This window comes from Dictyobacter kobayashii, from assembly GCF_003967555.1.
In the GTDB taxonomy this organism is placed as follows: Bacteria; Chloroflexota; Ktedonobacteria; order Ktedonobacterales; family Ktedonobacteraceae; genus Dictyobacter; species Dictyobacter kobayashii.
The window spans coordinates 4,854,060-4,871,376 of record NZ_BIFS01000001.1 but is presented as its reverse complement, the minus strand read 5'-3'; the positions used below and the strand labels follow the sequence as shown (position 1 = coordinate 4,871,376).

Sequence of the window (17,317 nt, the reverse complement as noted above, 5' to 3'; positions counted from 1 at the left end):
GGGGCGGCAATCGGGCGCTGAGGCCCGAACCTATGACATCGCTTTTCTTGTTGCCTGGATGCGAATTTCAACGAGGTTGGCGGAGGGGATGGGAGTGGGTCAGGCACCGTTGGAAGCGCCAAGGGCAAGGGAGATCTGGTGGGCGTGCTCGGCGACGAGGGTGCCGATATGGGTGAGCTGTTCGTCTGAGATGCGATAGGTGGGGCCGATGATGTTGATGGCGCCGACAACGCTGGTGCTCTGATCATAGATGGGGGCGGCGATCGATGAGACATCGGGCTCGACGGCATCGCGACGGGCGATATAGCCGTTGCGCTCAACATGGCCCTGGATGGCGGCTCCGATGGCGGTGTTGCTGACCGGCACGGTTTTACCCACCCACATGCCGGCCTGGACCGCCTGGCGGCTGGAGACCTGGTCAACATAGAGCACGCTACCTTCACCCAGCAGGATACCCAGGTGGGCGCTTTCACCGGTCTCTTCGGCCAGTTGGCGCAGGTGCGGACGAGCAATCTCATACAGCGACATGTCCTGCAGCGCGGCCAGGCCAAGTTGCATGACCTGCGGGCCCAGGCGATAGAGGCGATCGGGTCCCCGGCGGATAAATTCATAGCGCTCCAACATCCTGAGCAGCCGCGTGGCGGTCGCCGGCGAGAGATTGGTCATCTTCGCCAATTCGGTCAGCGATAAGCCATCGCTATGGGTTTGAAAACAGATGAGGAGATGAAGGACTCTTTCGACCGGACCAACGGCCTGGGTCATATCCAGGGCTTCTTTCAATGTGCACTCCTTATTGGGCGAGCAGGGGGACGCCAATAGTAGATCGCGCCACTTATCCGATGAAAATAGCATGATTTTCACTGAGTGAAAAAAAGGCCTCAGCCCCGGCAATATAGCATATATTCTCTAGCAGCGTCAAGAAAGCGGTCAATCTACCCGACTATATTATGCAGACGCTATGTCTACTACCTTGACACACGCTTTCCCTTCATGTTAAATTTTCATTATATGATATTCACTTTCACTCAATGAAAATCAAATTTGAGCGGGCAGCTACAATATTCTCCCATGGAGTTGTGCTATGAAGGGTCTTGCCCCAGATTATGTCTATACGCCGCAAGGCTTGATACCTGACCAGGTTGTGAGTGTCTCCGATGAGGGTGTAATCCTTGCGATCGCTAATCGCGATAGCGGGGTAGCGATCACCGAGGAGCTGCCGGGCATGGTGTTGCTGCCCGGTTTTGTCAATACGCATAGCCACGCCTTCCAGCGAGCACTGCGCGGCCATACGCAGCGTCGGCTCTCAGCCAATGATACGTTCTGGACCTGGCGCAATGCGATGTATGCGGAGGCCCAGCGCCTGACCCCCGAACTGATCTATGAGCACAGTAAGCAGGTCTACCACGAGATGCTGGCAGCCGGCTACACGAGCGTCGGAGAGTTCCATTATGTCCATCACCAGCCCGGCGGGCGACCCTATGATAATCCCAATATCCTGGCCGAAGCGGTAGTGCAGGCCGGACGCGATGCGGGCATCCGCGTGGTCTTACTGCTCACAGCCTACGCCCAGGGCAATTTCAAGCAGCCGCCCGATGCTCATCAGCTCCGCTTCTGCGATAGATCGCTCGACGCGTATCTGGCGCGAGCCGAAACGTTGCGTACGAGCGGCATCCCCTTCGGGGTGGCACCCCATTCGGTACGGGCCGTCCCCGCAAAATGGCTCACAGCCATCGCGGACTATAGTCGCCAGCACCAGATCCCATTTCACATTCATGCCGATGAGCAGCGGGCCGAGATCGAGCAATGCCTGGCAGCCGAGGGCTGTACACCGATCGAGCTACTGCAGCGCTGCGCGGCCCTGGGCCCTTTGACCACGGTCGTACATGCCACCCATGCCAACGCCCGGGAGATAGAATTGTTGGCTCAGACAGGTGCCACCATCTGTGTCTGTCCCACCACCGAGGGCGACCTGGGAGATGGCATCGCCCCCTATGCCGAGCTGCGCCAGGCCAATATTCCCCTGACCATTGGCTCAGACAGCAATACACGCCTCGATCCCTTTGAAGAGTTGCGCTGGGCTGAATATTCCGCCCGCATGCGCTATCAACGCCGCCGCGTGCTGGTCTCCGACGAGATGGCCTCGCCTGGTCCCTTACTGTTTGCATATGGCACCCGATACGGTGCCCGAGCATTAAGGCTCCAAAGCGGGCAGATCGCCCCCGGACTGGCGGCCGATTTTATCGCCGTCGACCTCAACACACCTGCGCTGACTGGTTGGACGCCCGAAGATTTATTGGATGTCCTCTGTTTCGGCACCGCCGCCAGCCAGGTCATCAAGCAAACATGGGTACAGGGCCAGAAGGTCTGGTCGTATATTTAAAGTTTTTTATGCTGCAAGTTGAGAAAAATTAAATTGTGTACAATTTAGTTTTCCTCAACCTGGCCTGAAAATAAAACGTTTATATCCACATCGTTCGTTATGCATCGGTGAAAGGAAGCTGGAAATATGTCACAAAGAAAGCAGATTCGCGCACCCCGGGGTACCACCCTTAGCTGTAAGGGCTGGCAACAAGAGGCGGCCATGCGCATGTTGATGAATAACCTGGACCCCGATGTGGCGGAACGTCCAGAGGACCTCGTGGTCTACGGTGGTTCGGGCCGCGCCGCGCGCTCCTGGGAAGCCTATGAGGCCATTGTACGCTCATTGCAACAATTGGAGAACGATGAGACCCTGCTGGTGCAATCGGGCAAGCCGGTCGGGATTATGCGCACCCATACCGATGCGCCACGCGTGCTGATCGCCAACTCGAACCTGGTACCACACTGGGCCAACTGGGAAGAGTTTCGCCGCCTGGAAGCGCTGGGCCTGACGATGTATGGGCAGATGACCGCTGGCTCCTGGATCTATATCGGCTCACAGGGTATCCTGCAGGGAACCTTTGAGACCTTCGCGGAGGCGGCGCGCCAGCATTATGGTGGCTCGCTTAAAGGTAAATTTGTGCTGACCGCCGGCCTGGGCGGAATGGGTGGCGCCCAGCCACTGGCCGTGACCATGAATGATGGCGTCTGCCTGGCCGTCGAGGTCGATGAGTCGCATATCCAGCGCCGCGTGTCCACCGGCTACTGCGATGAGATCGCCCACACATTGGATGAGGCACTGGCCCGGGTACGCGAGGCCTGCGCCCAGGGCGAACCGCTCTCCATCGGCCTGGTAGGCAACGCCGCCGAGATCTATCCAGAACTGGTGCGCCGCAACATTATCCCGGACATGGTTACCGACCAGACCTCGGCCCACGATGCCCTCAATGGCTACATCCCGGCCGGACTCTCGTTGGAGACCGCCGAGGACCTGCGCAAACATGATCCAGAGACCTATATCCGGCGTGCTAAAGAGTCGATGGTCACGCATGTACGGGCAATGCTGGACCTACAGAAGCGTGGCGCCATCGTCTTTGACTATGGCAATAACCTGCGCGGCCAGGCCTTAGAGGCTGGTGAAACGCATGCCCTCGACTTCCCTGGCTTTGTCCCAGCCTATATCCGCTCGCTCTTCTGTCGCGGCAAAGGACCATTCCGTTGGGTGGCACTCTCAGGCGATCCAGAGGATATCTACCGCACCGACGAGGCCTTGCTGGAACTTTTCCCCGAGGATGAACATTTGAAACGCTGGCTCACCATGGCCCGCAAGAAGATCCAGTTCCAGGGACTGCCCGCCCGCATCTGCTGGCTTGGCTACGGCGAGCGCGATAAAGCCGGCCTGGCCTTTAATGAACTGGTAGCCAAAGGGATCGTGAAGGCCCCGATTGTGATTGGTCGCGATCACCTGGATAGCGGATCGGTAGCCTCACCCTATCGCGAAACCGAGGGCATGAAGGACGGGAGTGATGCCATCGCTGATTGGCCGCTCCTCAATGCCCTGGTCAATACCGCTTCTGGTGCCACCTGGGTCTCCCTGCATCATGGCGGTGGTGTCGGCATCGGCTACTCGATGCACGCCGGACAGGTAATCGTGGCTGATGGCACGCCAGAGGCGGCGGCACGGCTCACCCGCGTCCTGAGCAATGATCCCGGGATGGGGGTCATTCGCCACGTCGATGCTGGCTATGAAGAAGCCTTGACACATGCGCAAAAATATAATGTAAAGATCCCCATGCAAGGATAATCTCCGGTCAATGGCGATTACCAACCCGACCAGGGGCTATGCTATCGAGCGCCCCTGGTCATTCACAAGCAACCGTATCAGTGTCAGAAAGGACGTTCCGTTGAACGCAGATTATCTTTCAGAAATGCCAACTCAGGTTATTATCAGTGGACAGGCATTGAGCTTCGCCGATGTGGTGGCGGTAGCCAGGCAACACGCGCCCGTTAGCATCAGCGATGAGGCCCTGCAAAACATCAAGGCCGCCCGCGAGGTCATCGACCGGCTGGCCGTGGATGATAGCAAGAAGGTCTATGGCATCACGACCGGCTTTGGACACCTGAGCAAGATGCGTATCTCATCCGATCAACAGGTCGAGCTACAATATAATTTGATTCGCAGCCATGCCGCCGGCGTCGGTGAGCCACTCGCAGAAGAAGTCACGCGCGCCATGATGGTCTTGCTGGCCGCCAGCCTGGCCCGGGGCCACTCCGGCGTCCACGCCGAGATTGTCCTGACCCTGGCCGCCATGCTCAACGCGGGTATTTGTCCCGTGATCCCCTCGCGCGGCTCTGTAGGCGCCAGCGGTGACCTGGCTCCCCTATCACATCTCGCCCTGACCCTGATCGGCGAAGGCGAAGCTATCTATCAAGGTGAAAAGCTGAGCGGGGATCAGGCATTGCAGCGGGCCGGGCTGGAAGCGATCAGCCTGCACACCAAAGAAGGGCTGGCCCTGATCAACGGCACACACTTGATGGAGGCCATTGCGGTCCTGGCCATTGTCGATGCCCAGGTAGCGGTACGCAGTGCCGAGGTGGCCTGCGCCATGAGCCTGGAAGGACTACTGGGGAGCCATGTACCACTGGACCCACGTATCCACCAGCGCCGGGGACAGGTAGGACAGATAGAGAGTGCAAACCGGCTCAGGCAGTTGGTACGCGATAGCGAGCTCAATGCTAGCCACCAGAACTGCGCACGCGTGCAAGATCCTTATACCCTGCGCTGTGCCCCCCAGGTCATCGGCGCCGTACGCGATGCTATTGAGTATTGTGCCACCATATTTGAGCGCGAACTACATGCGGTTACAGATAATCCCCTTATTTTCCCTGCTGAGGGCGATGTGCTCAGCGGCGGCAACTTCCACGGCCAGCCACTGGCCCTGGCCCTGGACATGCTGGCGATTGCCCTGGCCCAGTTGGCCAGCTTCTCCGAGCGCCGCGTCTACAACGTCATTGGCCCACACGACTGGGAAGAAAAGGGGCCGAGACCACACTATTCCTCACCCCTCATCCCGGCCTGCACTCAGGCCTGATGATCGCCCAGTATGTCGCCGCCTCGCTGGTCAACGAAATCAAAGTTATGGCCCATCCCGCCAGCATCGACTCGATCCCGACCTCGGCCGGCATGGAAGACTTTGTCAGCATGGGCGTCACCAGCGCCCATAAGCTGCGCCGCGTCATCGAACAGACCCAGCAGGTCCTGGCCATCGAGCTCCTCTGCGCAGCCCAGTTGCTTGACTTCCGCCTGCCACTGGCACCAGGCAAAGGGGTCGAGCAGGCCAAAGAGCTGGTGCGTGAGTATGTCACGACCCTGAAAGAGGATCGTGTGCTCTCTCACGACATCGAGAAGCTCGTCCAGCTCATCCAATCCGGCCAGGTGGCCGAGATCGAATAAGTAAGGAAGGGGATACTCAAAGTGGAACAGCAGCAGATACAGGCCCGGGCCATTGTACGCAATATCGGGCAGCTGGTGAGCGTTGCGCAGGCCCCCATCGCCGGGGCCAGCGGCCTATTACAGGTGCTCAGCAACGCGGCTATTATGGTCGATAACGATGGTAATATCAGCTGGATCGGAGCCGATCAGGAAGTAGATGAAATGCTGGCATGTTCTGAGCAGGGGCATGTGAATATCGTGGATGCCTATGGCTGTGTGGTGACACCGGGCTTTGTGGACTCTCATACGCACCTGGTGTTCGCTGGCGACCGGGCTGAAGAGTTTCATCTGCGGCGCGAAGGGACCAGCTATGGCGAGCTGCTCAGACAGGGACGCGGCATCTTGACGACGATGAACGCAACCCGCCATGCCAGTTCAGAGATGTTGTTAGACCTGGCAATGGAACGCCTGGCATCTGTGCGCGCGCATGGCACGACAACCGTTGAGATCAAGACCGGCTATGGCCTGAACCTGGAGGCCGAGGAGCGCTGCCTGCGCATCATCAACGACCTGAATTGTAGTCCCTCCCTACCCCACGAACATGTCCGTATCATACCTACCTTCCTGGGCGCGCATAGTGTGCCCCCCGAATACCACGGGCGGCGCGCAGCCTATGTAGACCTGGTGGTCGAGGAGATGCTGCCGGCCTTTGCCGAACTGGCCCGCTTCTGCGATGTCTACTGTGAGCGCGAAGCCTTCTCTGTGGCCGAGAGCCACCGCATCCTGACCCGCGCCAAAGAGCTGGGCTACCAGCTCAAGGTCCATGCTGACCAGCTCAGCCCATCGGGCGGCAGCCAGCTCGCCGCCGAACTGGGAGCCGTCTCGGCCGATCACCTGGATTATGCCAGCGATACCGACCTGGAGGCCATGCGCGAAGCCGGCGTGGTCGCTACCCTGCTACCCGGTTGCTCTTACACCTTGCGCAGCCCCTATCCATCGGCCCGCCGCCTGCTCGACCATGGACTCAAGGTCGCCCTCGCCAGCGACTTTAATCCCGGCACCTCATACAGCGAAAACATGCAAATGATGCTAGGGCTGGCCATGTCCGCCATGGGGATGAGCCTCGATGAAGCATTAAGTGCCGCCACCATCAACGGGGCCCGTGCCCTCGCCCTCCAGGACGAGACAGGCAGCATCGAGATCGGCAAGCGCTGTGAACTGGCCCTCTGGTCCATCCGCGACTACCACGAGATCGGCTACCACTTCGGCACCAACCTCATCCAATCTATCCTCGTCCTCTAAAACCAAAAAAGCAACAATAACAACGATCTGTACGTGCGGGGCTCTTCCCCGCATATTCCTCTTATGCCCGAAAAATCATAAAAAGAGCAATTTTATGTGGAGAAGGGTAAAAGGAGGCCTCTTAGGTGTAGGTTTTTTGAAAGGGAACAAGAAAAAGGACACGGTTTTCTGTTACGATAAGACCACCGTCAAAAACAAAGGCGATCGAAAGGGAGAAAACCATGTCGTATCCAGAAACAGTATGGCATTGGATCAAAGAAGTAGCAAGACGCTTTCCTCATCTGAGTTGGCCCCAAGCCAAGGTGCTGGCCTGCTACAGCCTGGGGATTGTCATAGCAGGAACCTGCGGCTTGACCCAGGTGTCCGACAGCCTGGCAGAAGTGTTGGGGCAAACGCAACCAACCGTCTTTCAACGCCTGCGGGAATGGCGCAATGAAGCGGGTGCCAAACGGGGTTCTCATCGGCAGCAGGTGGACGTTTCGGCCTGCTTCGCGCCCCTCTTGACCTGGATCCTATCCTGCTGGGATCCCAGCAGCCACCGTCTGGTGCTCGTTGTCGACGCTACCAACGTGAGTGACCGTTTCGTGATCCTTTCCATCTCCGTGGTGCTGCGTAGTTGTGCCATCCCGGTCGCCTGGCACATCGTGCCAGCTGGAGTGAAAGGAGAACACAAATCGCACTGGCTGCACCTACTGGAGAGCTTGCGCGGGTCCGTTCCTGCGCAATGGGAAGTCCTGGTGATGGCAGATCGAGGGCTCTACGCTCGCTGGCTGTATCAAAAAATCGTGGCGTGTGGGTGGCATCCCTTTTTGCGTATTCGCAGCGGCAGCAAGGCCCGTCCAGCCAGCAGTCATCGGGTGGGGGACTTCCGAGAGATCAAAACGCTCGTTCCCAGCGCGGGAACCCAATGGAGTGGGGACGTGATGTGCTTTTCGGATCGGCATGCTCGGCTGCGCTGTCGCTTGCTGGCGCGCTGGGATGAAGGCTATGAGGAGCCCTGGTTCGTGGTGACGGATCTGCCCGTCGAAGAGGCCCAAGCTTGCTGGTACGGGCTGCGCCCTTGGATCGAATGTGGGTTCAAAGATGGGAAACGAGGGGGGTGGAACTGGCAACGCTGTCGGTGTGAGATCCCTTCACGGGTGGAACGGCTCTGGTTGGCCATGGCGGTAGCGACTCTGCTCACCGTAGGGATGGGAGCCCAGCGTGAGGTGCAGGAGCAGGCGCCTTGCCTGGAACGCCTGCCTCCCACGCATATTGCTCGGCGCACGGCCAAGCCCGACCGAAAGCAGCATCAAAGGCGCAAGTTGAGTTGCTTCAATCGGGGGTGTCGCTTGGCAGCGCGTATCATTTGGCGCTTACAGGAACCGTTACGCTTCTTCTTGCCCGCTGAGCCCTGGCCTCAGGGGCCTGACTTGCCGCTCGCAGAGGGCTTTTTCAACTCCTGTTGAAAAACCTACACCTAAGAGGATGGATACCCTCGTGACCCGCGCTTTTTTGCTGGCCTCCGAACTGCATGCAAGGCAGACACGTAAAGCCTCTCTTGTGCCCAACACCCCTTATATGGGGCATCTGATGGAAGTCGCTGGTATCGTGCTATCCAATGGAGCCCCTGAGGTTGCGGTGGCGGCAGCCTTTCTGCACGATGCCATCGAGGATCAGGGCGATCACACACGTCCTTTGATTCAGGCACAGTTGGGGGATGAGGTGCTGGCGCTGGTTGAGGAATGCACCGAACCGGGCACGGGTGGCGCTGCCAAAGCTCCCTGGCGTGAACGCAAAGAAGGCTATCTACAGCAAGTAGAATCAGCTTCGCTCTTCGCCCTCCTGATTAAATGTGCCGACAAGCTTCAGAACGCCCGTGACCTGCGCAAACAGGTGCTGCTAGACGGCGCGCAGGCCTACGCGGTATTCAGCACCGGTAAAGTCGAAAAGCTCTGGTTCTATAATGCCTTTGTACAGGCCGCGCGCCAGCGCCAATCCATCCTGCAAGCCCAACAACCCGTGGAACCCCTGCTCAAAGCTATCACCTACCTGCTCAACGAAATACAGACCATCCTGCACGACCTGGAAACATTATCCTAGCAGCTTGAGATACAGGGCTCTTCTGATTGTGATAGCAGTTGGATATCTCTAAAATTTTGTTTTTGCTGTATTTCAGGCTGTTATTCTTTCTTAAAGTATGCGATGATATTGTATATATATGTGATATCTTATTAACTGGCGATGTTTATGGGAGAAATTGTATGGATTATAGACCTGAACAGCAGCAACGCGATCAGTCGGATATTGAAGTTGAGATTACCGATCTTGATGCTGAGGAGGCGGGTAATCGAGCGGCCGGAGCAGCAAGGTTTGAGTCAATACTTGCTTCCTTTGTACGCCATGCTCGTCTCTGGTCCGCGTTAGTGATTCTTGTAGGATGTGTTATTATTGCTATCCAGTTCTTTCCCGCTGTTGCATCTTTTGTAAAACCTGCGGCTCCCTCTTCGACTACGATAGCTCCTGGCGTTAAGCCTGAGCTGTTTAGTACGGCGGCTGGTGCTGATAATGTGACGTTCGCAATGGGATGGCGAGCTGTGGCTACAACGACGACGGCTGTCAGTGTAACAGCTTATGACACCCAGAATGGCGCTTTGCTCTGGCATGGTCCACAAACTCAATCATCCACGACTACCTATGGATTGGTAGGAAATCAAGATAGCTATGCGTCTAACATCTATGCACTACGTTCGGATGGTCTGGTTTCTCTGCTGGCTCCTCGTACTGGTAAAGTTATCTGGAGCTATAAACTACCCTCGTCTAATATCAGCCCGCATGCTATTGAGCAAGCTAATGTGCTCTTTTTTAGTGATTCAGATAACTCATTTTACGCTGTCAAGGATGGTCGACTATTATGGCATAATGTCAGAGCGGGAACTTTATTGACGATTGAAAATGGGGTTGTGTATAGCTATAATTCCGCCCAACAAATCTATTATGCTCTAAAAGAGGAGAGTGGTGCTCGCCTCTGGTCATATGCAGTGCCACACTCAACTCCATCACCTTCGCAGACCGTACAAGGACCAACCATAGTGAATAATATACTCTATGTGCAAACGTTCGATAACAAGCTGCTGGCTATTCAGTCGCAGGATCATGTTTTGTGGTCCCATAATTTTAATGGTCCTGTTACCCTTCAATCAGATGCCCATCACCTTTATGTCATCGATCAAGTGGCAGATACAATAGATGTTTTTAACCCTCAAACAGGGAATATCGAGCGCACATTTCCCCATGAGGCAGGTGCCATAAATATCGAAGATATCCAAAATAACATGTTGTATATCCAGGCTGATGAAGGTATGAGAGCGGTTAACGCAGAGACCGGGAAAATAGTCTGGCGCAGGGCTATCGATGTAAACCAACCAAAGTGGATCTCCAATGGGGTTATTTATATGTATCCATTGCAAGGTAAAGGTTCTATACAAGCTATCAACGAAAAAGATAATACTGTGCTCTGGTCAGCAGCAATAAAAGGCCAGGTGTTTTTAGGTGGTGATGACAATGTATTAGACCTGGTGTCTACTGATAACAGTACCCTATCAGTACTGCGCTTGAGCGATGGGAAAATACTCTGGAGCAAGCATATAAGCTAATGTAGTGGCACTATTATTATAAGGTAGACTACGTTGCTAACCGTCTACCTTATAATAATGGTGCCGTGCCAGCCTCTGCCAGCTTGATATAGCATGCCCACAGGGCTTTTTCATGTTCGCCCAGAGATCACGAGCAAGCGAGACGATGGACCTTCTTTCAAATGTGAGGTATGTTATATACTTACTATGTGTAATATTGTTGCAGGCTGTGCATCTTGAATGCTTTTCTCATTATCTATGGAGCTAGGATGCCACAGCGTGTTTCGAAAAAGCTTGTTCCCGGGTGATGACTGAGTAGCGCTGTTGCGCGTGTGACGCATCATTGTCACGACCACCAGGACTGGCGGACGAACGGAGTGGTTCTTGACCAGCCATCAGCGTTTGCCGTGCTTTGGCATCGGCCAAGCTGGTCCTTATACTTGTAAGTAAGGAAGTGTACAGATGACGACAGTTGTACTGCTTGGAACACTGGATACTAGAGGACCGGAGTATGCCTATGTGCGTGAGCGCATCCAGGCTGCTCACTGCAAAGTCATTTTGATGGATGCTGGTAGCAAAGGCGTGCCGCAAATCCAGCCCGATATTTCCAGGGAGACAATTGCGCAGGCGGCCCATATCGATATTGCTCAACTCGAACATACAGACCAGAACACAGCTATCAGGTTGATGGCGCAAGGGGCGACCGCCCTGGTGGTCGCGCAATTCGCGCGCGGACGCCTGCACGGTATCCTGGCCTTGGTGGCGGCGGCGGCTCCAGGTTAGCGACCAGCGCCATGCAGGCCCTACCGCTGGGTGTCCCCAAACTCCTGGTCTCTTCATTGGCTTCAGGCGATGTACGTTCCCTCGTTGGCGCGATGGATATCTCTATTATGTATTCGGTCGTCGACCTGACCAGCCTCAATGTGGTCACCGAGCGTATCCTGAGCAATGCGGCCGCCGCCATCGCCACCATGGCCCATGCCTATAATGATTTTGAGCTCTCCCCACGAGCACGCTTGCATCCCTACCTCACGCAAGAGCCCCCTGATCGACTTTCGGCCAGCTCATATTAAAAGAGGTTAGTAACAGAAAAAATACATTAGCAAGCTTGTATAATTGGATTATTGCTACAAGGAAAAGCTCTGATGGGCTTTTCCTTGTATATGCGCAGTAAGAATTTAGCGCGTTTTTGTTCAGGGAAGAGGAGCTATGTTGAAGCATAAATTGGGTGCCCAGACATATATATTTAGTAAAAAATATCAACTGGATAAGGATATTGATCTACTATTAGAAGGATTGGCCAGCAGCGGCTACCAATTTATTGAGGGTGGGCCAGAAGATGCGGCTGCTTATGCTTTAAAGCTGCGGCAATATAATTTGCGGGCTTGCTGCCAGCACGTTTTGACGGCGACGCTGTTAGATCTGCCACCACTGATACGCTATATCCATACTTTGCAGGCACATGATATTACCGTCAGTGGGCCCCTCAAATGGTTTGGACGCAGTGAGCAGGACTATCGTGAGGCTGCCCGTGTGTTCAATCAGGCCGGGAAAGTCTTGCGGGAAGAAGGTATTTACCTCCACTATCATAATCATGATTTTGAGTTTGCGCCGATCACTGGTGAGCAAACTGCCATGGATATCCTGTTGGAGAGCCTGGATTTTTCTGCCGTGGATCTCTGTGTGGACCTGGGTTTTGTCTGGCTGGCAGGCATAGATCCTCTCGCTTATCTTCAGCGTCATGAAGATAAGGTTGCTTATATTCACCTGCGCGACTTTGCCGGTAAAACCTCTACCGAACTGGGTAGGGGTGAGATGCCGCTAGCCGCACTGGTTGCTCAGGTTGAGGCGATGCCTGCCATTCGTTATGTGATTGTTGAGCAAGATCCGGTAGTTGATGATCCAATGGCCAGTATGAAGCAGAGCCTGCAATATATACGCAGCCTTGGCTGAGCCTGGATATCACTACGACATCTGGATGGCCTCGATATAGATCTCGATGCGCGTCTCATTTCCTATCGCTGCGATCCCATCGATCAAGCGGCTGTTAAAGACCATGCCATATTCACGCCGATCGATGGTAGTGTTTGCGGCCAGGCCGATACGCCAGGCATTGGTCAATGGGTCTCGATTGGTGCCTGTATATGTAACCTGGAAGGTGATGGGGCGCGTCACCCCATGCATGAAAAAATTACCATCGAGCCAGCAATGATTCTGGTCTACCAGGCGGATACGCGTACTCTCAAAGCTCATGGTGGGAAATCTAGAGATATCAAAAAAGTCAGCTGAGCGCAGGTGGGCATCACGTTGGGGGGGCACCGGTATAAATACTCTCCGTTTTGACCTGTGCCTGGATAGTGGTTTTTTCTGGCTGCTGGGTATCCAGATGTATGGTGCCATGGACCTCAGAAAAACGCCCCTTGACCACACTGATCTTTAAATGCTGAACACTAAATTCTACTAAACTATGTAATGGATCGATGGTAAACAACATACAAAACTCTCCTGTAAAGGCGTATGGCCTTCTGGTGCACCGTGTAAATACTGGAAATACTATGGAAAATAACCGGGCCGCGCATTGAGTAGTAATAGAAACTTGCCGGAAATTATGATTGGAATTATAACATGCGGTTGTTCCTCTGTACTGTTGTAAATGCCAATAAAGGTTAAATATTAACATTTTCTAATGAAGCGCCAGGCCGGGTGGGAATATGTCTTATCCCCATTATCATGGGAAGCGTTCGGACGTGCGCTGGCGCGCCCGAGCTTTTTTTCTTGAGTGGTGCAAAAAGTGCGCCCGGCGCACTTTTTGCACCACTCAAGAAGACTTCCAGCTTATCGGACAAGCCATGGAAGGACTCTCCACTGCCCGGGCGCACTTTTTTGCACCATACAAGAAGATTTCTTGAGCGTCTTTGGAGCTCAAACTCAGGCTTGAAGAGCACAGAGATCATGAGGATAAGACACATTGTGAGGTCGAAGACTGCCCGCATAAATTACTTGAGCTTGAATTACACACACAATGAGGAGCTAGCAGTAGTCGTAGTGCGAGCCAGTGCGGGTTACTTCAAAATATGAGATATCCCGCGCTGGCTCGCTGTTGAGTTAATCTGCTCTGTGTCGCTCTGTGTTAGAAGGAATGGTGAGATGTATTGAAGAATGACGATATATTAATATGCGATAACTAATGGTGTTCCTATGGTGGCCCAGTTGTAGAACCAGGCGGAATTGTCGACCGACATCTCGACGCAACCATGTGAGCCGGTCATCTGGCTACCGTTGGCCGCAGTATGTGGCACATTGGTGCCAGGTCCAAAGTCAGTGCCGCGCCAGGTGGCGTCATGCAGGAAGAGCAAGGTCCCCTGGAAACCTAAGGCATAGTTGATATTTAGCGGCGCGTAGTAATAGGGTGAACCTTTGGGCCAGGGTGAGTAGAAGGTAGCTGGATGCAATTTACTGATAATCTGGAATGTACCGGTTGGCGTCAGAAGATTTGGCTGTCCACTGGTGATCAAGTTTTGATGTACCAGGGTGCCATTATCATAGGCTGAGATAGTCTGGGCAGTCAGATTGACTTTTATGATCTTGCCCGGAGTTGCGGTCGGCCCGGTGGTCACCACTGGTACAGGTTTAGTGGTGCTGACCAGTTCACTATAGATATACTCCGGTGTGCTGTTTTGATCTGAGATGCGATACCACAATGCGCCATTGCTCAAGATCTCCCCATTGACCGTGCCATAAACAGTCAGTGTCTGGGCGGCGGCCAGCGTTTTGATAACGTAGCCGCTGGTAAAAGGGATATTGCGTACATTGGCTGTGCCAACTGTATAGATCGTTGAGGGAGCGCTGTTCCAGGATATTGTCATGGTTTTAACCGGGTCAGGTGTTGGCGTAGGATCTGGCGTGTTCTGGACCGTCGGAGTAGCCGTTGGCGACGGTACCATATCCACATTCGCCACACTCTGCGCCATGCGCTGTCCCTGATTGGGCGTGGCTGCCGCCGGCGTTACTGACACAGTTGGATTTCCACAAGCAACCATAACCAGTGAAAGAAGAAAAAAGATGCTAATCAGCGAAAAGAGAGACGACCGTTTCATATAATTTAACATAGATCTTATCCGAAAACCTAATGATGAGAAGCATACTGAAAACAAATGAGTCCGCAAGCCAGCTGCAAGAACGCTTGATACGTTTGACCAAGCTTTTCCCAGCGGACCAGCAAGCGGCGCCACCGATTGAGCCAGGAGAAAAAGCGCTCGACCACCCATCGACGCGGCGTTTTTCCTGGTTCCAGGCTGTTGGCTTCTTCCTGGGGAGGCTGATACCACGTGTGGTACTTCCGGTTGAGCCGCACGTGTGGTTCATAGCCTCGTTCATAGAGCTCACCATAGATTGCCTCATGATCATACGCCGCATCCAAGCACAGGTTTTGAGGATGCTCCACGGTGGGTTCTGGTTGTTCAGCGACGAGAGCATCCAGGGTGGAGAAAAGCAGCTTGCTATCATGGCGGTTGGCCCCATCAATGCACAGCGCCAGGGGCAAGCCACGGCGATCACACAGAATGCTCCGTTTGGTTCCCTGTTTGCCGCGATCGGTGGGAGCGGGGCCGACGGCGGCTCTGGCGAAAGGGGCTTTCACGGTCGAGCTGTCGGCGCTCTGCCAGTCCCAGCTGATGCCGACCAAGTCGTCATAGTGTTGCAGGCCAGCCTGCCACAAGCGCTCAAAGACGCCTTGGGCTTCCCACTCGCGGAAGCGGTCATAGACGGTGCTGGATGCTCCCAACTCACGAGGCAGGGCGTTCCATTGAATGCCGGTTCGCAACACATAGACGATGGCGGCAAACATCTTGCGATCATCGGCTGCAGGCCTTCCGCCTTTGGGATGCGGCGGCCGTTCTGGGATCAGGGGGCGTACGCGTTCCCACAGTTCATCGCTGACTTCCCACGGTCGTGTTCGTACCATCGTTGTTCACCTCATCGTTTTTTGTCTGTATTGTATCACTGGTTTTCGGATAAGGTCATATATATCCTCTAGAAACAAATATTGCTGCGCTTATCTAATATATAATAATTCATATATATAAATCAATGAAATAGGAGATAAAGACAAAAATAGAAGGTAAACACTCTATTTTCAAAAGAGTTTTAAAGATTGGCGCCATATCGTGCCAGTCCCTTTCCTGCTGATTTTTCGATTCTCGCATAAAAATAGCAAGAAATCCCCCCTGTGCGTGTGGGGCCTGCCTCCTTTTACTCTTAGGTGTAGGTTTTTCAACAGGAGTTGAAAAAGCCCTCTGCGAGCGGCAAGTCAGGCCCCTGAGGCCAGGGCTCAGCGGGCAAGAAGAAGCGTAACGGTTCCTGTAAGCGCCAAATGATACGCGCTGCCAAGCGACACCCCCGATTGAAGCAACTCAACTTGCGCCTTTGATGCTGCTTTCGGTCGGGCTTGGCCGTGCGCCGAGCAATATGCGTGGGAGGCAGGCGTTCCAGGCAAGGCGCCTGCTCCTGCACCTCACGCTGGGCTCCCATCCCTACGGTGAGCAGAGTCGCTACCGCCATGGCCAACCAGAGCCGTTCCACCCGTGAAGGGATCTCACACCGACAGCGTTGCCAGTTCCACCCCCCTCGTTTCCCATCTTTGAACCCACATTCGATCCAAGGGCGCAGCCCGTACCAGCAAGCTTGGGCCTCTTCGACGGGCAGATCCGTCACCACGAACCAGGGCTCCTCATAGCCTTCATCCCAGCGCGCCAGCAAGCGACAGCGCAGCCGAGCATGCCGATCCGAAAAGCACATCACGTCCCCACTCCATTGGGTTCCCGCGCTGGGAACGAGCGTTTTGATCTCTCGGAAGTCCCCCACCCGATGACTGCTGGCTGGACGGGCCTTGCTGCCGCTGCGAATACGCAAAAAGGGATGCCACCCACACGCCACGATTTTTTGATACAGCCAGCGAGCGTAGAGCCCTCGATCTGCCATCACCAGGACTTCCCATTGCGCAGGAACGGACCCGCGCAAGCTCTCCAGTAGGTGCAGCCAGTGCGATTTGTGTTCTCCTTTCACTCCAGCTGGCACGATGTGCCAGGCGACCGGGATGGCACAACTACGCAGCACCACGGAGATGGAAAGGATCACGAAACGGTCACTCACGTTGGTAGCGTCGACAACGAGCACCAGACGGTGGCTGCTGGGATCCCAGCAGGATAGGATCCAGGTCAAGAGGGGCGCGAAGCAGGCCGAAACGTCCACCTGCTGCCGATGAGAACCCCGTTTGGCACCCGCTTCATTGCGCCATTCCCGCAGGCGTTGAAAGACGGTTGGTTGCGTTTGCCCCAACACTTCTGCCAGGCTGTCGGACACCTGGGTCAAGCCGCAGGTTCCTGCTATGACAATCCCCAGGCTGTAGCAGGCCAGCACCTTGGCTTGGGGCCAACTCAGATGAGGAAAGCGTCTTGCTACTTCTTTGATCCAATGCCATACTGTTTCTGGATACGACATGGTTTTCTCCCTTTCGATCGCCTTTGTTTTTGACGGTGGTCTTATCGTAACAGAAAACCGTGTCCTTTTTCTTGTTCCCTTTCAAAAAACCTACACCTAAGAGGGGTATCCA

The 17,317-nt window shown here is 54.7% G+C and carries 14 protein-coding genes and 2 pseudogenes; 9 read left to right on the top strand and 7 right to left on the bottom strand.

Features of this window, described 5'->3' with window-relative positions; translation table 11 throughout:
* Positions 1 to 99: 99 nt before the first annotated feature.
* Positions 100 to 852: an IclR family transcriptional regulator gene (locus EL645_RS21340; RefSeq protein WP_126552373.1), complete on the bottom strand. Its 753-nt coding sequence runs from the start codon at positions 850 to 852 to the stop codon at positions 100 to 102.
* Between the two features lie 229 nt (positions 853 to 1,081).
* Here EL645_RS21340 and EL645_RS21335 point away from each other — a divergent pair, with 229 nt between their 5' ends.
* The 7 genes and pseudogenes from EL645_RS21335 (at position 1,082) to EL645_RS21305 (ending at position 10,728) form a co-directional block, all read left to right on the top strand.
* Entirely contained in the window at positions 1,082 to 2,380 is a 1,299-nt protein-coding gene (locus EL645_RS21335) for a formimidoylglutamate deiminase (RefSeq protein WP_126552372.1), read from the top strand.
* A 126-nt stretch (positions 2,381 to 2,506) separates the two neighbouring features.
* Positions 2,507 to 4,162 carry a urocanate hydratase gene (gene hutU, locus EL645_RS21330; protein ID WP_126552371.1) on the top strand — a complete coding sequence of 552 codons (1,656 nt, stop codon included), beginning with the start codon at positions 2,507 to 2,509 and terminating at the stop codon, positions 4,160 to 4,162.
* Positions 4,163 to 4,286: 124 nt separating this feature from the next.
* Positions 4,287 to 5,812, top strand: a pseudogene (gene hutH / locus EL645_RS21325) (histidine ammonia-lyase).
* Positions 5,813 to 5,833: 21 nt separating this feature from the next.
* Entirely contained in the window at positions 5,834 to 7,093 is a 1,260-nt protein-coding gene (hutI, locus tag EL645_RS21320; RefSeq protein ID WP_161977562.1) for an imidazolonepropionase, read from the top strand.
* 221 nt (positions 7,094 to 7,314) lie between these two features.
* Positions 7,315 to 8,541, top strand: coding sequence for a transposase (locus EL645_RS41245; protein ID WP_218031778.1), 1,227 nt, complete (start codon positions 7,315 to 7,317; stop codon positions 8,539 to 8,541).
* Between the two features lie 31 nt (positions 8,542 to 8,572).
* Positions 8,573 to 9,175: an HD domain-containing protein gene (locus EL645_RS21310; RefSeq protein ID WP_161977561.1), complete on the top strand. Its 603-nt coding sequence runs from the start codon at positions 8,573 to 8,575 to the stop codon at positions 9,173 to 9,175.
* Between the two features lie 161 nt (positions 9,176 to 9,336).
* Positions 9,337 to 10,728, top strand: a complete 1,392-nt coding sequence (locus EL645_RS21305) for an outer membrane protein assembly factor BamB family protein (protein ID WP_126552368.1) — start codon at positions 9,337 to 9,339, stop codon at positions 10,726 to 10,728.
* A gap of 243 nt (positions 10,729 to 10,971) precedes the next feature.
* Here the strand turns inward: EL645_RS21305 and EL645_RS39435 are convergent, their stop codons facing one another.
* Positions 10,972 to 11,133 (bottom strand): hypothetical protein, encoded by a 162-nt coding sequence (locus EL645_RS39435; RefSeq protein ID WP_161977560.1) that lies wholly within the window; start codon positions 11,131 to 11,133, stop codon positions 10,972 to 10,974.
* 36 nt (positions 11,134 to 11,169) lie between these two features.
* Here EL645_RS39435 and EL645_RS45610 point away from each other — a divergent pair.
* Together EL645_RS45610 and EL645_RS21290 are read left to right on the top strand one after the other, a co-directional pair.
* A pseudogene (locus EL645_RS45610) lies at positions 11,170 to 11,780 on the top strand (Tm-1-like ATP-binding domain-containing protein).
* A gap of 136 nt (positions 11,781 to 11,916) precedes the next feature.
* Positions 11,917 to 12,660: a sugar phosphate isomerase/epimerase family protein gene (locus EL645_RS21290; protein WP_126552365.1), complete on the top strand. Its 744-nt coding sequence runs from the start codon at positions 11,917 to 11,919 to the stop codon at positions 12,658 to 12,660.
* Between the two features lie 12 nt (positions 12,661 to 12,672).
* On the opposite strand, the gene EL645_RS21285 is transcribed toward EL645_RS21290, so the two are convergent.
* The 5 genes from EL645_RS21285 to EL645_RS41240 form a co-directional block, all read right to left on the bottom strand.
* Positions 12,673 to 13,026 (bottom strand): YceI family protein, encoded by a 354-nt coding sequence (locus EL645_RS21285; RefSeq protein ID WP_161977559.1) that lies wholly within the window; start codon positions 13,024 to 13,026, stop codon positions 12,673 to 12,675.
* Complete coding sequence (locus EL645_RS39430) at positions 13,010 to 13,201, bottom strand: YceI family protein (protein WP_161977558.1); 192 nt, start codon at positions 13,199 to 13,201, stop codon at positions 13,010 to 13,012. The genes EL645_RS21285 and EL645_RS39430 overlap by 17 nt, the downstream gene beginning before the upstream one ends.
* A 676-nt stretch (positions 13,202 to 13,877) precedes the next feature.
* A complete protein-coding gene (locus EL645_RS21275) occupies positions 13,878 to 14,723 on the bottom strand; it encodes a L,D-transpeptidase family protein (protein WP_161977557.1) in 846 nt (281 codons plus the stop codon).
* Between the two features lie 110 nt (positions 14,724 to 14,833).
* A complete protein-coding gene (locus EL645_RS21270; RefSeq protein WP_126548740.1) occupies positions 14,834 to 15,670 on the bottom strand; it encodes an IS5 family transposase in 837 nt (278 codons plus the stop codon).
* A 308-nt stretch (positions 15,671 to 15,978) separates the two neighbouring features.
* On the bottom strand, positions 15,979 to 17,205 hold the full coding sequence (locus EL645_RS41240) for a transposase (RefSeq protein WP_218031778.1): 1,227 nt from the start codon (positions 17,203 to 17,205) through the stop codon (positions 15,979 to 15,981).
* Positions 17,206 to 17,317 lie beyond the last annotated feature (112 nt).